Annotated in this window: 17 protein-coding genes and 1 tRNA gene; 13 read left to right on the top strand and 5 right to left on the bottom strand. The window is 54.1% G+C overall.

Going from position 1 to position 16,927, the window contains the following annotated elements:
- Positions 1-20: 20 nt before the first annotated feature.
- From ruvC to ruvB, 3 genes are all read left to right on the top strand, one after another.
- A complete protein-coding gene (gene ruvC / locus QQJ87_RS11500) occupies positions 21-569 on the top strand; it encodes a crossover junction endodeoxyribonuclease RuvC (protein WP_284281992.1) in 549 nt (182 codons plus the stop codon).
- A gap of 103 nt (positions 570-672) precedes the next feature.
- The gene (gene ruvA, locus QQJ87_RS11495) at positions 673-1,263 is read left to right on the top strand and encodes a Holliday junction branch migration protein RuvA (RefSeq protein ID WP_284281892.1); all 591 of its coding nucleotides are present in this window, start codon (positions 673-675) and stop codon (positions 1,261-1,263) included.
- 20 nt (positions 1,264-1,283) lie between these two features.
- Positions 1,284-2,339, top strand: a complete 1,056-nt coding sequence (ruvB, locus tag QQJ87_RS11490; protein WP_284281891.1) for a Holliday junction branch migration DNA helicase RuvB — start codon at positions 1,284-1,286, stop codon at positions 2,337-2,339.
- Here the strand turns inward: ruvB and QQJ87_RS11485 are convergent.
- A complete protein-coding gene (locus QQJ87_RS11485; protein ID WP_284281890.1) occupies positions 2,336-3,877 on the bottom strand; it encodes a WS/DGAT/MGAT family O-acyltransferase in 1,542 nt (513 codons plus the stop codon). The two genes, ruvB and QQJ87_RS11485, sit on opposite strands and share 4 nt — an antisense overlap.
- 73 nt (positions 3,878-3,950) lie before the next feature.
- Here QQJ87_RS11485 and ybgC point away from each other — a divergent pair, with 73 nt between their 5' ends.
- From ybgC to QQJ87_RS11435, 10 genes are all read left to right on the top strand, one after another.
- The gene (ybgC, locus tag QQJ87_RS11480) at positions 3,951-4,352 is read left to right on the top strand and encodes a tol-pal system-associated acyl-CoA thioesterase (RefSeq protein WP_284281889.1); all 402 of its coding nucleotides are present in this window, start codon (positions 3,951-3,953) and stop codon (positions 4,350-4,352) included.
- A gap of 60 nt (positions 4,353-4,412) precedes the next feature.
- The gene (tolQ, locus tag QQJ87_RS11475; RefSeq protein ID WP_284281888.1) at positions 4,413-5,090 is read left to right on the top strand and encodes a protein TolQ; all 678 of its coding nucleotides are present in this window, start codon (positions 4,413-4,415) and stop codon (positions 5,088-5,090) included.
- A gap of 23 nt (positions 5,091-5,113) precedes the next feature.
- Positions 5,114-5,542, top strand: a complete 429-nt coding sequence (gene tolR / locus QQJ87_RS11470) for a protein TolR (RefSeq protein ID WP_284281887.1) — start codon at positions 5,114-5,116, stop codon at positions 5,540-5,542.
- Between the two features lie 12 nt (positions 5,543-5,554).
- Positions 5,555-6,508 carry an energy transducer TonB gene (locus QQJ87_RS11465; RefSeq protein ID WP_284281886.1) on the top strand — a complete coding sequence of 318 codons (954 nt, stop codon included), beginning with the start codon at positions 5,555-5,557 and terminating at the stop codon, positions 6,506-6,508.
- Positions 6,509-6,554: 46 nt separating this feature from the next.
- Positions 6,555-7,865 (top strand): Tol-Pal system beta propeller repeat protein TolB, encoded by a 1,311-nt coding sequence (gene tolB / locus QQJ87_RS11460; RefSeq protein WP_284281885.1) that lies wholly within the window; start codon positions 6,555-6,557, stop codon positions 7,863-7,865.
- Positions 7,866-7,907: 42 nt separating this feature from the next.
- Positions 7,908-8,438 carry a peptidoglycan-associated lipoprotein Pal gene (pal, locus tag QQJ87_RS11455; RefSeq protein ID WP_284281884.1) on the top strand — a complete coding sequence of 177 codons (531 nt, stop codon included), beginning with the start codon at positions 7,908-7,910 and terminating at the stop codon, positions 8,436-8,438.
- A gap of 22 nt (positions 8,439-8,460) precedes the next feature.
- A complete protein-coding gene (gene ybgF / locus QQJ87_RS11450; protein WP_284281883.1) occupies positions 8,461-9,207 on the top strand; it encodes a tol-pal system protein YbgF in 747 nt (248 codons plus the stop codon).
- A 73-nt stretch (positions 9,208-9,280) separates the two neighbouring features.
- A tRNA-Met gene (locus tag QQJ87_RS11445) sits at positions 9,281-9,357 on the top strand.
- A 211-nt stretch (positions 9,358-9,568) separates the two neighbouring features.
- Complete coding sequence (locus QQJ87_RS11440) at positions 9,569-11,866, top strand: galactose oxidase-like domain-containing protein (protein WP_284281882.1); 2,298 nt, start codon at positions 9,569-9,571, stop codon at positions 11,864-11,866.
- Positions 11,856-12,824, top strand: a complete 969-nt coding sequence (locus QQJ87_RS11435) for a hypothetical protein (protein WP_284281880.1) — start codon at positions 11,856-11,858, stop codon at positions 12,822-12,824. Before QQJ87_RS11440 ends, QQJ87_RS11435 begins: the two co-directional genes overlap by 11 nt.
- Before the next feature lie 2 nt (positions 12,825-12,826).
- On the opposite strand, the gene QQJ87_RS11430 is transcribed toward QQJ87_RS11435, so the two are convergent.
- The 4 genes from QQJ87_RS11430 to QQJ87_RS11415 all read right to left on the bottom strand — a co-directional run.
- Positions 12,827-14,395: an ArnT family glycosyltransferase gene (locus QQJ87_RS11430; protein ID WP_284281879.1), complete on the bottom strand. Its 1,569-nt coding sequence runs from the start codon at positions 14,393-14,395 to the stop codon at positions 12,827-12,829.
- A 16-nt stretch (positions 14,396-14,411) separates the two neighbouring features.
- Positions 14,412-15,833: a UbiA family prenyltransferase gene (locus QQJ87_RS11425; RefSeq protein ID WP_284281878.1), complete on the bottom strand. Its 1,422-nt coding sequence runs from the start codon at positions 15,831-15,833 to the stop codon at positions 14,412-14,414.
- Positions 15,820-16,512, bottom strand: a complete 693-nt coding sequence (gene fabR, locus QQJ87_RS11420; RefSeq protein ID WP_284281876.1) for an HTH-type transcriptional repressor FabR — start codon at positions 16,510-16,512, stop codon at positions 15,820-15,822. The genes QQJ87_RS11425 and fabR overlap by 14 nt, the downstream gene beginning before the upstream one ends.
- Positions 16,513-16,690: 178 nt before the next feature.
- A partial coding sequence (locus tag QQJ87_RS11415) for a hypothetical protein (RefSeq protein ID WP_284281875.1) occupies positions 16,691-16,927 on the bottom strand: 237 nt, incomplete at its 5' end.

Below are 16,927 nucleotides of genomic sequence, written 5' to 3'. Positions count from 1 at the left end.
ACAAGCCACACGCCAATACACTGCGAATACTGGGGGTTGACCCCGGTCTTCGCATCACCGGTTACGGTTTGGTTGACATCGCCAATGGCAAGCAAACTTATGTGGCCAGCGGCGTGATTCGCACCGACAGCGGCGCACCCCTGCCCGACCGGCTTCACACGCTGTTCAAGGGTCTTTCCGAACTGGCCACCCTGTACCGGCCACACGTGTCAGTGGTCGAGAAGGTGTTCGTGAACGTCAACCCGCAATCCACGCTTTTACTTGGGCAGGCCCGTGGTGCTGTACTGACTGCGCTCACCTTCAGCGGCCTTGCAGTGACCGAGTACACCGCGCTGCAGATCAAGCAAAGCATCGTAGGCCACGGCAAGGCCAAAAAAGAACAGGTGCAGGAAATGGTCAAACGCCTGCTTAATTTGCCAGGCATACCGTCGGCAGACGCGGCAGACGCCTTGGCGGCGGCTTTGACGCATGCACAAACCAACCCATTGATTTCTGCTCTGGCGCAAAGTGACCTGCCACAACAAATGTTCAAAACGCGTGTTCGAAAAGGCCGAACCAGTTGGCGATAAGTCGCTTGGCGTACGAGGCCTTTGAAGTATAATCAAATGCAGTTTTTCACTGTAAATTCATACAGCCAAACACAATCACTCCACATTGCACAATGAGGCAGGCATGATAGGTCGACTACGCGGCACACTGGCCGAGAAAAACGCCCCCTGGGTGTTGATGGACATTCAGGGTGTAGGCTATGAAGTTCAGGTGCCCATGAGCACCTTTTACAACCTGCCCGCCGTGTCAGCCCCCTGCACCCTGTTGACCCACCTGGTTGTACGCGAAGACGCCCACCTGCTCTACGGTTTTGAAACCGAGGACGAGCGGAAAACATTCAAGTCACTGATCAAGCTTTCCGGCATCGGGCCCCGCACAGCGCTGGCCATACTCTCAAGCATTTCCACACACGAGTTTTTATTGGCGGTTGAAAGCCAGGACGCATCGCGCTTGGTGAAAATTCCGGGCATTGGCAAAAAAACGGCTGAGCGCCTGTTGCTTGAATTGAAGGGGCAAATCAATGTACTTGGCCACGGTGCCGGTTTGGGTGCGTTGCCAACTGCTGCGGCCTCTGAGGCGGATGAAATTGTTCAAGCGCTGATGGCCTTGGGGTATTCTGACAAAGAAGCCAAGCTGGCCTGCAAGGGTCTGCCCGAGGGCAGCAATGTCACTGACGGCATCCGGCATGCCCTGAAAAACCTCTCCAAAGCCTGAACCGATGCGAGCACGCCAAGATGATTGAACCCGATCGACTGATAAGCCCTGCTCCGTCTTCGCCCGCCGAAGAAGCGCTTGAGCGCGCCCTGCGCCCCAAACACCTGGACGAGTACGTGGGTCAGCAGAAAATTCGCGATCAACTGGACATTTTTATTGCAGCGGCCAAAGCGCGGGGTGAAGCACTGGACCACGTTTTGTTGTTCGGTCCGCCCGGCCTGGGTAAAACCACGCTGGCGCATATTCTGGCCCGCGAAATGGGTGTAAACCTTCGCCAAACCTCTGGCCCCGTGCTGGAGCGCGCGGGTGACCTTGCTGCTTTGCTGACCAATCTCGAAGAAAACGATGTGCTGTTCATCGATGAGATTCACCGCCTGTCGCCGGTGGTGGAAGAAATTCTGTACCCGGCGCTGGAAGATTATCAAATCGACATCATGATCGGTGAAGGCCCCGGTGCGCGCAGTGTAAAGCTCGACCTCAAACCGTTCACCCTGGTCGGTGCCACCACGCGTGCCGGCATGCTGACCAACCCGTTGCGAGACCGGTTTGGCATTGTGTCGCGGCTTGAGTTTTATTCGCCCGAGGAATTGACACGGATTGTTGAACGGTCAGCCAAATTGCTGGACACCCCAAGCGAAACGTCAGGTTGCCTTGAAATTGCGCGCCGTTCACGCGGAACGCCACGCATTGCCAACCGCTTGCTGCGCCGTGTGCGAGATTACGCGCAGGTGAAAGGCAACGGCGTAATCACCGCCGACATTGCCGACAAGGCCTTGACCATGCTGGATGTCGACAAAATCGGCCTGGACCCCATGGACAGGCACCTATTGCTGACCATCATCGAGAAATTCAACGGTGGACCGGTGGGGCTAGACAACCTGGCCGCTGCCATTGGCGAAGAACGCGACACCATTGAGGACGTGATTGAACCCTACCTGATTCAGCAGGGTTACATACAACGCACACCGCGTGGCAGATTGGCCACGCTCAACAGCTACGCGCACTTCCGAATTGCGGCACCGTCGTCGCTTCCGCCAACCGCCGGGGGAAGCGACCAGGGCAGCTTGCTGGGCTAAGCGGCTGCCGGCTTTTTGGCTGCAGCAGGTTTCTTGGCAAGTGCGGGCTTTTTCGCAGCAACCGGTTTTTTGGGTGCAGCCGGCTTTCGAGCGGGCGCAGCCTTTGCGGTGGTTTTCTTGTCCGCTTTCTTCTCCGCCTTTTTTATGCCCAACAGTTTTTCCAGTTCCTCCAGGGCCTCGCCGGTGTAAACCGCCAGCCTTTGCATCGACGGCAATGCATCGTGATCCCCGGTAAAGGCCACATTGAATTGGCCAGCGTAACTGACCACTGTGATGTTCAGCGCCTGGCCATGCGGAATCAACGAGATGGGGTAAAAATGCACCAGCTTGCATCCTGCAAAATACAGGTCTTGCGATGGCCCGGGCACGTTCGAAATCACCGTGTTGAAAATCGGCCGTGTCAACCCGCCCAGACCGGTCATCAACTGAATCATCATGGGCGACATCAACATGATGGTGTAGTTGTTGATGGCCTCTTTGGGCATGGCTTGCAGGTTCGCCTTGGCCAATTGGGTTGACCGGCGAATGTGATTCAATCGCTCCAACGGGTCGGCCTCGGTGGTGTACAAGTTGGCCAAAATAAAGCTGATCGCATTGCCCCCGTCAAGGTCGTCTTTGGGGCGAACTGAAACGGGCAACCCAGCAGTCAAAGACAACTCAGGCAGCGCATCATGTTCAATCAGGTAGCGCCGCAACGCAGACGAACAGATGGCCAGAAAAATGTCATTCACACTGACCTTGGCAGCCTCGGCAACCACACGGACCCGCTCAAGTTCGTAAGTTTGCGTAGCCAGTCGACGAGCACCACCCACTCGACCGTTCAAAATGGACTTGGGCCCTGAAAAGGGTGTCGCCAATGCAGGATCTGTCGGCTTGAATGCCTCGGCCACCATGTCCATCATGGCCTTGCCAGCCATCGGCAAGCTTCGACCATTGAGCTTGGCCTGCTCCCAGGCTTCACGCGCCTGATCCGCAAAATGCAGGGGCTCGGCTTTTTTGCGTTTGCGAGGGATCGTGCCGACCGACCAGGGCGCGGGCAGTTTCATGCTCTCCTCCCGCGTTTTTCCGAATATGCGCTCCATCAAGCGCATGGCACCGACGCCGTCCATCAGCGAGTGATGCATCTTGGTGTACAGGGCGAAGCGGTTGCCGTAGAGGCCCTCAATCAGGTGCATCTCCCACAGGGGGCGATGAAAATCAAGCGGATGCGAATGCAAACGGGAAATCAGCGTGCCCAGCTCACGTTCGCCGCCAGGCGCCGGCAACGCGCTGTGCCTGAAGTGGTAGTCCAGATCGACCTTGTCGGTTTCAACCCACTTGGGGCGCAAGGTCAACAATTTAGGGCTGGAAAGTCGGTAATTGAAGGGCGGACAGAATTCAGTGGATTCACGCAGCATTTTGACAATGCGGGCGATGGCCTCTTTGCAGGTTTCACCTTCCCCACACGTAAATATCGCCATGCTGCCCACGTGCATGGGGGCTTCTCTGGATTCTACATACAACCAGGAAGCGTCTAACAGTGGAATGTTTCGAGCCATCGACCTATACCCCTCTTATCATTGTTGTCACTACTTTAAACTACACCGATATTAGCAACGAGAGAGTCTCCTCATGGCATTCAAGTTCCCTTTGCGGGTTTACTTTGAAGACACAGACGCCGCGGGTGTTGTGTACCATGGAAATTACCTGAAATTCATGGAACGCGCCAGAAGCCAGTGGTTTCTGGAACAGAGCATCGGCATGAAGAGGCTGATGGAAGAGCACAAGTTGGTGTTCGTTGTCAGCCGCACAGAATTGAATTACAGGCGCTCTGCTAAACTAGAAGACGCGCTTGAAATTTCGGTTGAAATAGCGGAATTAAAACGTGCCTCTGCTGTCTTTCGCCAGGAGGTCTGGCGCCAAAACGAATTATTGTGCGACGGGCTTACCCGAGTGGGATGTGTAAACACTGAAACCATGCGCCCGGCAGCCATTCCTGCCAGTGTCATGGATGAACTTAAAAAATTACTTTAAACGTACACCGTTCAGGCCGCTCATGCGTTACTGACCGGGTTTTAGCTTGGCTGGAAAAACATGAATATTTCTCAGGACATGTCCTTTGTCACGCTGGTTACTGAAGCCAGCTTTGTTGTACAAATTGTGATGCTTATTTTGGTCATGGTTTCACTCGTGTCCTGGGCCAACATTTTCAAAAAATGGGTTGTACTCGGTCGCGCCCGCAAACTGTCCAACAAGTTTGAAGAGGAATTCTGGTCCGGTGGAGACCTGAACACCCTGTTCCAGCGTGCATCAACCCGCCGCAACGACGCTGGCCCGCTTGAGCGGATCTTCGAAGCGGGCATGAGCGAATTCCTGCGTGCGCGCGACAAAAAAGGCCTGACCGATTCATCCTTGATCATCGACGGCGCGCGCCGCGCCATGAAGGCCGCCTACCAACGCGAAAACGATCAACTGGAACGAAATCTTCCCTTCCTGGCCTCCGCTGGCTCGGTCAGTCCGTACATCGGTCTGTTCGGCACGGTTTGGGGAATCATGCACGCCTTCCGTGGCTTGTCCAACGTTCAGCAAGCAACGCTGGCTTCTGTCGCGCCGGGTATTGCCGAAGCGCTGGTGGCCACAGCCATCGGCCTGTTTGCAGCCATTCCTGCCGTGGTGGCCTACAACCGCTTTGCCACAGACATTGATCGCCTGGCCATCCAGTTCGAAACATTCATTGAAGAGTTCTTGAACATTCTTCAACGTCAACACTGACGCGCAGTCAAGGAAACGCAGACATGAAAGCCGAATTCGGTCGAAAGTCCAGACGCTCCATGAGTGACATCAACGTGGTGCCTTACATCGACGTGATGTTGGTGCTGCTCATCATTTTTATGGTGACAGCGCCGATGATCTCCCCCTCGGTGATCGACTTGCCATCCATGTCCAAAACCAACACCCCCAAAGAAGTGCAACCCATTGAGGTCACGGTGCGCCAGGTGGGCCAGCTGGTGGTTAAAGACATGCGCACTGGAAAAAGTTCGGAGGTTTCCCTGCAGGACCTGGGGGCCAAAGTCAAAGAAATTCAAGGCACAGAACCGGAAAGACCTGTTGTCATTTCAGCCGAAAAGAGCATCCAGTACCAAGCCGTGGTTGATGCCATGGATGCGTTGCAAAGTGCAGCCATTCAGAAAGTGGGCCTTTTGGTCAAGCCCAAAGGACAGTGACGCGAAAGTCTCATGAACCATCGCCCCAACAGTCGAGGACCCTTGAGTTTCAGCGAAAGCCATGAAAGGCTTTTGCAAACCATGTCGGCCCAAACCCGAATGGCGCAAAGGCCCGAGCTGCCTGCCGATCACGTGGGCGACAAAACCGGCCTGACCTTTTCGATTGTGGCCCACCTGCTGCTGGTGGCGTTTTTCGTGTTCAGCCTGCAATGGACCAGCAAGCCTCCGGTCGCGTTTGAAGCGGAAATCTGGTCCAACCTGCCACCCCAGCCGAAAATCGTCACGCCTGAAAAGGTTGTGCAGGAAGCGCCCAAACCGGAACCCAAGCCAGAGCCAAAGCCTGAGCCAAAGCCTGAGCCAAAGCCTGAGCCAAAGCCTGAGCCCAAGCCTGAACCCAAGAAAGAGGTTCCCCTGCCCAAGCCAGACATCAAGCTGCCAAAGCCTGAGCCCAAAAAGGAAGTCAAGCCTGAGCCCAAGCCCGAGCCGAAGAAAGAAGAGCCCAAAAAAGAGCCGAAGCCAAAGCCTGAGCCCAAAAAGGAAGAACCCAAAAAGGAGCCCAAGCCGAAACCCAAACCCGAGCCAAAACTTGACCCCAATCTGGCCAAGCAACTTCGGGCTGAAGAAATGGCGCGAATCACGGGCGGGGCGCCACATACGGCGTCTCAATCCACGGGCACAAGCACAGACAGGGCAAAATATGCAGACCGCATTCGGCAGTACATTCGCAGTCGAATTGTATTTCCGGGTGCCAAAGACCTGTCTGGAAACCCCGAGGCCATCTTTGAAATACGGCAGATGCCAAATGGTGAGATAATCAGCGTTACGAGGAAACAGAGCAGTGGGCTGGAAGCCTGGGACAGCGCCGTAGAGCGTGCAATCCAGAGGTCTTCGCCATTGCCAAGGGCAGATGACGGTTCCGTTTCCGCGGTACTCGTCGTCTCTTTTCGACCGAAGGACGTTCAGTAGAAACGAACTACTTCCTTTACCCATGAAAGCTTGAATCAGGTTGCATATGAATTTTGATTTCACACGACGTGTCAAACAATCCATGCTTGGGCTGGTGTATCTGGCGTGCGCGGCATTGTCGCTTGCGTCTGCACCAGCACATGCGCAATTGAAAATCGACATCACCGGGGTGGGCCAAAGCCAGATTGCATTTTCTGCCGCACCATTTACCGGCAACGCAGGCCTGCCCGTCGACATCAAATCGGTCATCGAAGCGGACCTCGTCCGTAGCGGTTACTTCAAGTCCATCAACACCAGCAGCAATGTGGTGCTGGATGAAAACACGGTCATCGATCCAACCGCCTGGAAATCCATCGGTGTAGACGCCTTGGTGGTGGGCTCTGTCAAAAAACTGGCTGACGGGCGACTGGATGTTCGCTTTAACCTGCACGACACAGTGCAACAAAAATCGGTGGGGCGTTTCAGCTATGTCATCAACCCTTCCGCGCTGCGGCTGACCGCCCACAAAATTGCCGACTACGTCTACAAAACATTCTTGGGCGAACCCGGAATTTTTGCGACCCGCATTGCTTACGTTGAAAAATCGCCCGGCCAAAGCAAACTGATCGTGGCCGATGCCGATGGCGCTAACCAGCAAGTTGCGCTTGCCTCCCGCGAACCCATCATTTCGCCGACCTGGTCACCAGACGGCAAGCAACTGGCCTACGTGTCATTTGAAACCAAAAAACCTGTGGTCTTTGTGCACACCCTGGCAACCGGGCAAAGACGCGCAGTCGCGAATTTCAGGGGTAGCAACAGTGCCCCGGCTTGGGCCCCCGACGGTCAAAAACTGGCGGTGGTGCTGACCAAAGACTCTGGCTCACAGATTTACACCATGAATCTGGACGGGTCTGACTTGAAACGCCTGACCAACACAGGCGGCATCAATACCGAACCTGTATACTCTGCCGACGGCAAAAGCATTTATTTCACCTCTGATCGCAGTGGAGGACCTCAGGTTTATCGGATGGACAGCGACGGGAGTAACGTCACACGGGTCACCTTCGAGGGCAATTACAACATTTCCCCCAAGGTAAGTCCTGACGGGAAGTCTCTGACCTACGTAAACCGAAGCAATGGACAATTCAAGGTGATGATCATGGACCTTTCATCAGGTACCACACAATCACTGACAAACACCAGTCAGGATGAAAGTCCAAGTTTTTCACCCAACAACAGATACATCCTGTACGCGACAAAATCAGGGGGTAAAGGCGTTTTGGCCGTTGTGTCATCAGATGGTCGTGTCCGCAATGAACTGACCAGTTCAAATGCGAGCATTACGGAGCCAACGTGGGGACCATTTGTTGACCAGTAAGTTTTTTTAAACACTTTTTATCGAACAACCCGGAGGAAAAAAATGAAAGCAGCATTTCTGAAGAACCTGGCTATTGCGTGCGTAATTGGTGCGCTCGCAGCCTGTAGCTCCACAGTGCCTTTGAACAACAAGCCCATCGAAAACCAGTCCGGCAAGGCCCCTGGTGACATCAACGCGGACAGCCGCGCAGTGCCCACAGTGAAGCCAGAAACTTCCGATCCACTGAACGACCCACAAGGCGTTCTGGCCAAGCGTAGCGTTTACTTCGACTACGACAGCTACGACGTTAAGCCAGACTTCCGCGCACTGGTGCAGGCGCATGCCCGCTACCTGACCGAGCACAAAAACGCCAACATCGTGATTCAGGGTAACACCGACGAGCGTGGTGGCTCAGAGTACAACCTGGCACTGGGTCAGCGCCGTGCAGACGCTGTCAAGTCACTGATGCTGGCTTTGGGTGTAAACGCCAACCAGATCGAAACGGTCAGCTTCGGCAAGGAAAAGCCAAAAGCCACAGGCCACAACGAAGCCGCATGGGCTGAAAACCGCCGTGCCGACATCGTGTACAAGTAAGCAATAGGAGACGTTCGTTTTGATGACCAGAAAATCTGCCCAGCTTGCCGGTGCGATGGCTCTGATGTTGATGGCCTTTGCCCGCCCTTCATATGCCCTCTTTGAGGACGATGACGCTCGCAAAGCCATTCTCGACTTGCGCCAAAGAATCAGCCAGCTGGAACAGAGGGTCAGCCAACTCGAATCAACCAGCCAGGGTCAACTGACCCTGGCGCAATCCCTTGCCAACAAAGACAAGGAAATTGAAAAACTTCGTGGTGAACTTGAGGTGGCCAACAACGCCATTCGCAAGCTTCAGGACGACAACCGCACCTTGTACACCAGCCTCGACCAGCGCCTGAAGGCACTGGAACCACAACCGATCGAACTGGACGGTGTGACTTACCGAGTACCGGCAGATCAGGCCAAAGCCTATCAAACCGGTTTGGACAATTTCAAAGGCGGCAACTTCAGTGAAGCCGCAAAGCAGTTTTCCGCCTTTCTGGACTCCTACCCCAAAAGTGATCTGGTGCCGCAGGTCCGTTATTTCTTGGGTAGCTGCCAGTTTGCCCAGGGCGATTACAAAACTGCTCTGATTACTCAGCGTGATTTGGCCAAAGACTTTCCAAGCAGCCCACGCGCGCCTGACGCACTGTTGAGCATGGCCAGCAGTCAAATTGAATTACGTAGCATTCCTGGTGCCAAAAAGACGCTGAATGAACTGATTTCCAAGTATCCGGACAGCCCCGCAGCAGCAAGCGCCAAAACCCGATTGACAGCACTGAAATAAAACGACAGACGTTGCATTTTTTTGAAAAAGCCGCTTCTTTTTATTGCTTGCCTCAGTTATAATCTCGGTCTTCGGCGAATTAGCTCAGTTGGTTAGAGCGACGGAATCATAATCCGCAGGTCCGGGGTTCGAGTCCCTGATTCGCCACCAAATACAAAACCCTTGGTTTAAACACCAAGGGTTTTTTTTCGTCCCCATTCCCAAAGACATCTTAAAACCATAACTTCCATTATTCTTTTTTGACAAACCTTCGCGGCTGGTGCACACTCTTAAGTAACAAGTGTTAACAAAAAAATTCGACCGGTAGCATTTCCATGTGATTACCGGCGTTGTAGCAACAGCTTGTCTGGAGGAGGATGACATGTTCAAGCTGAACCGTCTGGCGACCGCAATCGCCTTTACCATTACTGCGTCCACCGCAGCGCATGCCGCAGGTCTGCTCGACGACCTGATCGGCGCAAAATATGTACCCACCAACCCACAACAAACCTGTAAAGACGCCAGTTGTCTGGGCTCTTTCAGCGAGCCTTTTGCCGAACCTTACGTGTATTACCGCACCAAAGATTCCAAGGGCAACGCAATCGCGGTGGACCCGGTGGCCACTGACCAAAAGTGTCTGGCTGACCCCGCGCATGGTCGCATGAAATGCAAACCCGCTGCAGGCACGATCTCTCTGTTGCCTGATGGTGATTTTCTGTATTTCAATGCACTGGAAGGCACTGAAGATTTCCAGCTGGGCATTCTGACCGACTTTGGTCAAAAGGCCATCAACGACCAGACCCGCCTGATGCACATTCCCCGGGATGCCAACTCGGCGACCAGCTGGCTTCTGCCCTACCCGATTGACGCAGGTGCAAACCCCAACGGTTACAACAGCACAGAACTGGTACCCGGCCTGAGTTCAAACAAGCAAACCAACAGTGCCGATGGCGCCCTGTTCTGCGCTGACGTCACCATGCTGGCCGACGGGCGAATCATGGCCGTGGGTGGTACAAGCTATTACAGCGAACCGGGTATCAACAATGTGCCTTACGGCTTGGTAGAACTGGAAGGCCTGAGAAACGCCAGAGCCTACAATCAGAACACCAACGAGTGGACCCAACTGGCTGACATGAACTACGGTCGCTGGTACCCCTCCACTGTGAATCTTGCTGACAGCAAGATTTTTGTGGCAAGTGGTGTTACCAAATTGCTGAAACCTGTTTACCCACAAGCGCCAGAGCAAAGTGGTCGAAACGTGGTGCAAACCGAAACCTTCGACATGAATGGCGGAACAGACGGCAAAGGCATCTGGAAGGTCAACGGCCCAGCTGCGCAGCGCGCGCTGCCCTTGTTCCCCAGGCTGCACCTGCTGCCTGATGGCGAAGTGTATTACAACGCGGGCGGACAAGCCTTCAACCCGTTTGGCCAAAGCTACGATCAGCCCCTCTGGAACATCACCGGCGCGTATAATCCAGGCACAGACAGCTGGACGGACATTGCCTACGCAGGCTTCCCGATGAAGTTCGATGACGCGGGCCTGGGATCATTGACCCAAGCATTGAATGTGGCCACAGGTGGCAGCGCGACAACCGCTGCGCTTGCCAAGGTATTGACCCAGGCGCCCATCAAGAGCCCACAAGCCTTGCTGAAAACGCTCTCAACCTTGGGGGGCAATCCGCAAGCGGCTTTGCAACAAGTGGTGGGCGCGGGCATGCGGGGTTCAACATTCTCGATCATGCTGCCACTTAGACCCAATGCAAACGGCCAGTACACCGACGCAAGCTTCCTGACTGCTGGCGGAGTCTTGCCACTGGTCGTGGCCGGTTCGCCCGGGGGTTATGTCGCCGTAGCGGGATCACGCATCGACACAGTGAAGACGCAACCCGCAGCAAAGCAGGCGGACGCCAAGGTGGTTGGCTACAGCAGCGAAGTGACTGGCGCATTGAACCAGACACGCTGGTACGGCAGTGGTGTTTTGCTGCCCGATGACAGCGTCATGGTGTTTAGCGGCGCAGACCGCGATGGCGTAGCGGCACCTGGTGTGGAATACCCACGCAAGACAGCAGAACGTTTTGATCCAAAAACCAAAACCTGGACTGAAATGGCGGTTGCACATCACCCCCGCACCTATCACAACACCGCCCTGCTGATGCCCGATGGGCGTGTACTGGTGGGTGGCCATGCGCCGATTTCCACCCTGTATCTGAAGGACATTAACCTGGCGGCTTTTGGTTTTGCGCCCAATGACGGTCGGGACCCCTCGTTCGAGATTTACACACCACCCTATGTGACGAATCCCGCACGACCTGTCTTGACCGGATTCACGGATGCCCCAGCACCCAATCCAGTCACGGGGCAGGCCACATTGAAAGCGGCACACCGCGGCGACGAACTGACTGTTCAAATGGGTGGCAACACCATGGCCAGCGACATTGACTCAGTCATCATCGTGCGTCACACGGTCACAACCCACTTGGTTGACGGTGACCAACGCACTGTCGTGGTTCCGAAATCGGCCTTCACGAAAGTGGCGGGCAAGAACCTGTCCTTCAAAGTACCAAGCCAGGCCGCCGTATTGCCTGCAGGTGCTTATATGGTCTTTGTGCGCACCAAAGACTCAAAGGGCAATTTGCTTCCCTCCAAATCAGTCAGCTTCATGATTCAAAATGCAAGCTAATCGTTTTGGAGCATTGAAAACCCCGGCCTTTGGGCTGGGGTTTTTTTTCAGGATCGTCGGTACAGCATCCATGGCTGCGCTGTTTCTGGTGTGCACACCTTCGGGTGCGCACGAAAGCAGCGAATCGGGTGCAGGCATTCCCGTCATTTCCAGCCATTTCAAGGCCCCTTCAGGCATTGACATTCGTGTTGTCCAAACCACGGTTAACCAGTTTGCCTTGGCGACAGACGGCACGCATCAAGTGGACATTCTGGACCCGCAGGGGCGCGCATTTATACGGTTGAGAGAAGGCAAGGTACAAGCCGATTTGAATGCCGCAGCCTGGTTCAGGGCACAGCAACCCGGGGGCGGCAAAGTGCCCGCGCTTTTGATGGCCAAAAAGGACCTGCCCCCCCAGTGGAGTACGGTGGCAGAACAAACTGGCTATGGATGGTATGACAAGAGACTGGTTGACGATCCTCCCAAACCCTTCAAACTGAGTTTGCGAGTCGATGGAAAACGCATCGTTGTTCCGGTTGCAGTGTCGTCCAAACCCGTGATGCACGGATTCTGGCAGCCGGAAGTCACCCAGAGCCCTGACACTGAATTGACGGCGATGATTCCCGGTGTCAGCGGGTCGATCATCCTGTTGTCAAGGCCGATCAACAGCGAAAAAACCCTGCAGGTGCTTGACGATCAGGGCCAAGCGTTCATTGAGCTGAGAAAAGACGGGGTCTGGGTGAATCAGCATCACAAGTGGTTTGATCAACTGAAGCTCTATGGCAAAACAGGTGGACCCGAAGACTGGATCAAGGTGAACCAAGGGCACACCGTCACCTACCAAGATCCCAGAATTCAGGCCAGTTGGCCGGACAATCACAAAGAAACCGGACACTGGTCGATTCCGGTGGTGATTGACGGAAACACCACGCCAGGCACTGTCTCAGGAGAGGTGCACTGGCAAGCCGTCAAACACTGAGCTTATCGGCCCAATATGCCTTTCAAGACACCCATGTCACCGACCCTGCATTCTTTTTCAAACCCATACCGCTCGCCGAACGGACACGCAAACACCGGCAGCGGTTTGGGTATCTGGTAATACTTTTCTGCCGCTTCACGCAGCACCACATTTCTGAATGCCTCGTAATTGAAGTCATCGCCGTCCACAATGTAAAACGGCACCTCGGCAATGGTCTTTTCTGACACGCGCACATGGCTTAAATAGTTTTGATAGACAGCCGGATCAATGGGCTCACCCTTGCTGACAATCCGAATGGCTTTGCCGGCCATGGTTCGCCAATCCACGAACACATCGTCGTTTCGTGCATGGTATTTGCCCGGCCCAAACACTGGCACATAGTGCCCATAGTGGTAAGACAACAGGGCGGCTGGCGAATAGGCCATGGTGGTCAGCACCGCCCCTGCTGGCATGTCTTCAGTCAGACCCACCACAATTTCATCGGTGTATCGATGAAAGCGCACATCTTCTCGAAACCCTGGCTTCGGCCAGATCGCCGGGTTGGCAAACATGAGTGCGCCGAAAAACAGCAGGTGTGGAATACCCAACAGCGCATTGAAACCGATCAATTTCTTCAGGGTGTGAGCGGGGGTGCAGGCGGCCAGCATGACAAAGGCCACCGGCAAAAAGCCCAACACCCAATGCAGCCCGATGGTTTTTTCCAGAGACAACAAAAGGAAAAGCCCCATCGGAATAAGAAAAGTAGCACTCAGTGCGCGATGACTGCGCCAGCCACCTGCATTGCGAATCAATCTCCAGGTTGCCCAAGGTGAAATGAGGTAAATCATCATGACCAGAAACAAAGCCAGGTTGTGCCACCCCAGCGCGGCATCCTCATTGCGGTTCACCAAATTGAACATGATGTTGTTCCAGCAATGGGTGGCGTTGTAAATGACATTGATGGCTGCCAAAGGCAACACCCCCAAAAGCAACAAGCCGATGTACTGAAAACGTTTGCGGTGAAACAGCAAATGAATGCCGAAAGCCAGACCCAACAGCACCGCGAAATACTTCGACAAGAACGCGAGTCCGAGAAAAACACCACTGAGGAACATGGTCGGTGCCGACTCTCGGCGAATTGCGATGACATAGAACGCAATGGACACGCCCGTGAAGAAAATCAGCGGGGTGTCAGTGGTGACAAAGACGCCATACCACGACACCGGCAGAGACAAATACACTGCGCCTGCCAGCCAGGCCTTTGCTTCATCGTGCATAGGCATCAGGCGCTTGGCCAGATAAACCACCCCAAAGGAAATAATTGTGGTCAAAGCCACGGTGGCAGAACGGATCACCACAGGCCCATCGCCGAAGTGATGCAAAATCCACAGCCACCACCCAATCATCGGTGGGTGATCGTAATAGCCCCACCCTGGAAAATTGGCCCATTGATCGAAGAAGGCTTCATCGCCGGTGATCGGAAAATAGCGGGCCATGCAAAGCTTGACAAGCCCTGTCACCAGCACCACAAACCAGAATATACGTCGGGCTTGACCGACCTGAATGGAGGCCCTGACCTCGTTGGAATTCACGTTCAACACCCCAATTTCAAACGGCCAAGGCGGCCAGTACGACCATGCACACCAAGACCAGCCAGCTGACCCGGTCGTGAATTGCAAAGTGCACAGGATCGTCGATCATTTCGCGCCTGGAAGTCAGTATCCAGATACGCATTAACCAATACAGAAAAATCGGGCAAATGCCCCACAAAAACTTGGGCTGATGATACAGCATCGAACCGTTTTGGCTATCCACGTACAAGGCCAGCACCAACACCGCCACAAAACCGCTGGAAATACCCATTGAAACCAGATACCCCAAATCGGACATTCGATAGCCACGTCCACTGGGCTCTACCCCCTCGAACTGCAGAAACTCAAGTTCGGCACAACGCTTGACCAGCGCCAGACTCAAAAACACAAACAATGAAATTGCAAGCAGCCAACTGGACACTTCAATGCCTGTGGCAAGCCCACCTGCAATAACGCGCACCGTGTACAGCAAGGCCAGCGTAAGCACGTCCACAAAAGGCACCCTTTTCAGACGAAACGTGTAGAGAAGCGTCAATGCGGTGTAAGCCAACAGTACGCTGGTAAATGCACCGCCTGCAGCCAGCAAAGACAAGGCGAACCCAGCCAGTGCCAAAAAAAACATCAACAACAATGCCGATGCGGGGGAAAGCGCACCGCTGGCCATGGGCCTGAGCCGCTTTCTGGGATGATGACGATCGGGCACCAAATCCATCAAGTCGTTCCAGATGTAGGTTGCGGACGCCACCAAACCAAATGCCACAAAACCCATCAACATTTGCAGCCACAGGTGCGCATTCAATTGGTGAGCTGCCACCAAGGGCAAAAACAACAAGGCATTTTTTGCCCATTGCTGAACACGCATGGCTCGCGAAATAACCTTGAATGCTGTATCACCCTTGACCTGGAACACCTCAAGCTGCACACCCGCTGCCTTGGCTTTCAATCGGGTTCGCCATGAGGGCGCCACCGCCACAGGCCGCTGTGCCGCTTTCCAGACAGGAATGTCAGCCGCTGAGTCGCCGTAGTAAACGAAAGGCTGCCCCCCTGCGTCTGATTCGATGGCCCTCAATTTGCGCACACCTTTGAGGTTGGAAGTGCGGCTGGCAATGACTGCATCGAACAAGCCAAGACGTGCGGCAATCGGCAATACCCAGCTTTCGACAGACGCCGTGGCCAGAACCAACCTGTGTCCTTCGGCTTTTAGCGCCACCAATTCATCCAGCAGCCCGGCGCGTATCGGAAACAGTTCGGTGTCCGGCTGTATGCAAGTGGCCAGTTTTGACTTGAAATACCAAGCCCCTTTCAAGGCCCATGCAATCAACAGAAAGACATTGAGAAAACGGAGACGAACGAGTTGCAGGCAGGCCTCGAGCAACAAATCAGATGGACTTAAGGTGCCATCCAGATCAACATAGACCGGCGGTCTAGTGCTTGGCATCACTCATGCCATCCAGCAAAGGCTTCTGGGGATCCTCCTGCCAATTGGCCCCCCCGAGAAAAACAAGAACAATTTGCTTGACGAAATCATCAATCATTTCTTCCTCAAGCTTGGGCTGCCCCGGCCCCAGATCCAGAAAATCCAGCGCCGAATGCATCATAAGCACCACCACCAGACTGCAAATTCTTTGGAGCGATGGCGTGGACAAATTGGGAAAAATATTCAGCGCACGAATGTCTGAGACCATTTCATTGGTGAAATGTGAAATCTCATTGCGAATGGCTGCACGCAGCATGCGTGAACCACCCGATCGCTCTGTCGTGACAAAGCGCCATTCAAGGTGATGTTGCTTCAGGTAGTTCACGAATACACTCACCGAGTGGCGAATCATGTCCTCACCAGGCAAACTGGCCTGACGCGCTTCCCTGAGCAAGCGGCGCAAAGTAATGCCCCCTTCTTCGACCAAGGCCAATCCAAGTTCGTCGGTATTTTTGAAATGCCGATAAAACGCCGTCGGAACGACGCCCGCCTCACGCGTGATCTCACGAATACCCAAAGCGGTGAAGCTGCTGCCCGCATTCACGAGCGACAGCGCGGCCTGCATCAGGTTCTGGCGCGTCTGCTCTTTGCGTCGGGCCCGCGCCTGAGGCTCTTCTGCCGCTTTAACAGTGGATTTCAAGGGTTTTGCTCGCATAGCGGTAGTTTACAGTCAACTTCGCCCTGTAATGTGCACAGCTGCGCATTCAATCTCTATCAATACTTCATTATTCGTCGCTTTACGGTTGACGGAACTTTCAGAAAAGTTTCAACTCACCCTAAAGAGGGTTGGAAAATAATCTCATTTGAATACATTAGGGTTAGTTGATCACAAAGAGTGACACCGTATTAACTAACTTCACCTCGGTAGGAGCCTGTGCATGAATACCAATAAAATTCTGGTGATTGAAGATCACCCATTGTTCGCGACCGGCATCAAAGACCTTGTCGAATTTGTGGCCACCAATGCCGACATCGTTTGCGCTGCCAGAGAGGCTGTAAATAAATTTGTGTAAGTGCATTCGGCCAATTAACCTCTTTTGAGGAAATGACCGATG

It is taken from the genome of Limnobacter litoralis (assembly GCF_030160455.1).
GTDB lineage: Bacteria > Pseudomonadota > Gammaproteobacteria > Burkholderiales > Burkholderiaceae_B > Limnobacter > Limnobacter litoralis.
This window is presented reverse-complemented; position numbering and strand designations above follow the sequence as displayed.

Coding starts and splice junctions, on each gene's coding strand:
- ruvA (WP_284281892.1), top strand. CDS start 673: ATGATAGGTCGACTACGCGGCACACTGGCCGAGAAAAACGCCCCCTGG.
- ruvB (WP_284281891.1), top strand. CDS start 1,284: ATGATTGAACCCGATCGACTGATAAGCCCTGCTCCGTCTTCGCCCGCC.
- QQJ87_RS11485 (WP_284281890.1), bottom strand. CDS start 3,877: ATGGCTCGAAACATTCCACTGTTAGACGCTTCCTGGTTGTATGTAGAA.
- ybgC (WP_284281889.1), top strand. CDS start 3,951: ATGGCATTCAAGTTCCCTTTGCGGGTTTACTTTGAAGACACAGACGCC.
- tolQ (WP_284281888.1), top strand. CDS start 4,413: ATGAATATTTCTCAGGACATGTCCTTTGTCACGCTGGTTACTGAAGCC.
- tolR (WP_284281887.1), top strand. CDS start 5,114: ATGAAAGCCGAATTCGGTCGAAAGTCCAGACGCTCCATGAGTGACATC.
- QQJ87_RS11465 (WP_284281886.1), top strand. CDS start 5,555: ATGAACCATCGCCCCAACAGTCGAGGACCCTTGAGTTTCAGCGAAAGC.
- tolB (WP_284281885.1), top strand. CDS start 6,555: ATGAATTTTGATTTCACACGACGTGTCAAACAATCCATGCTTGGGCTG.
- pal (WP_284281884.1), top strand. CDS start 7,908: ATGAAAGCAGCATTTCTGAAGAACCTGGCTATTGCGTGCGTAATTGGT.
- ybgF (WP_284281883.1), top strand. CDS start 8,461: ATGACCAGAAAATCTGCCCAGCTTGCCGGTGCGATGGCTCTGATGTTG.
- QQJ87_RS11440 (WP_284281882.1), top strand. CDS start 9,569: ATGTTCAAGCTGAACCGTCTGGCGACCGCAATCGCCTTTACCATTACT.
- QQJ87_RS11435 (WP_284281880.1), top strand. CDS start 11,856: ATGCAAGCTAATCGTTTTGGAGCATTGAAAACCCCGGCCTTTGGGCTG.
- QQJ87_RS11425 (WP_284281878.1), bottom strand. CDS start 15,833: ATGCCAAGCACTAGACCGCCGGTCTATGTTGATCTGGATGGCACCTTA.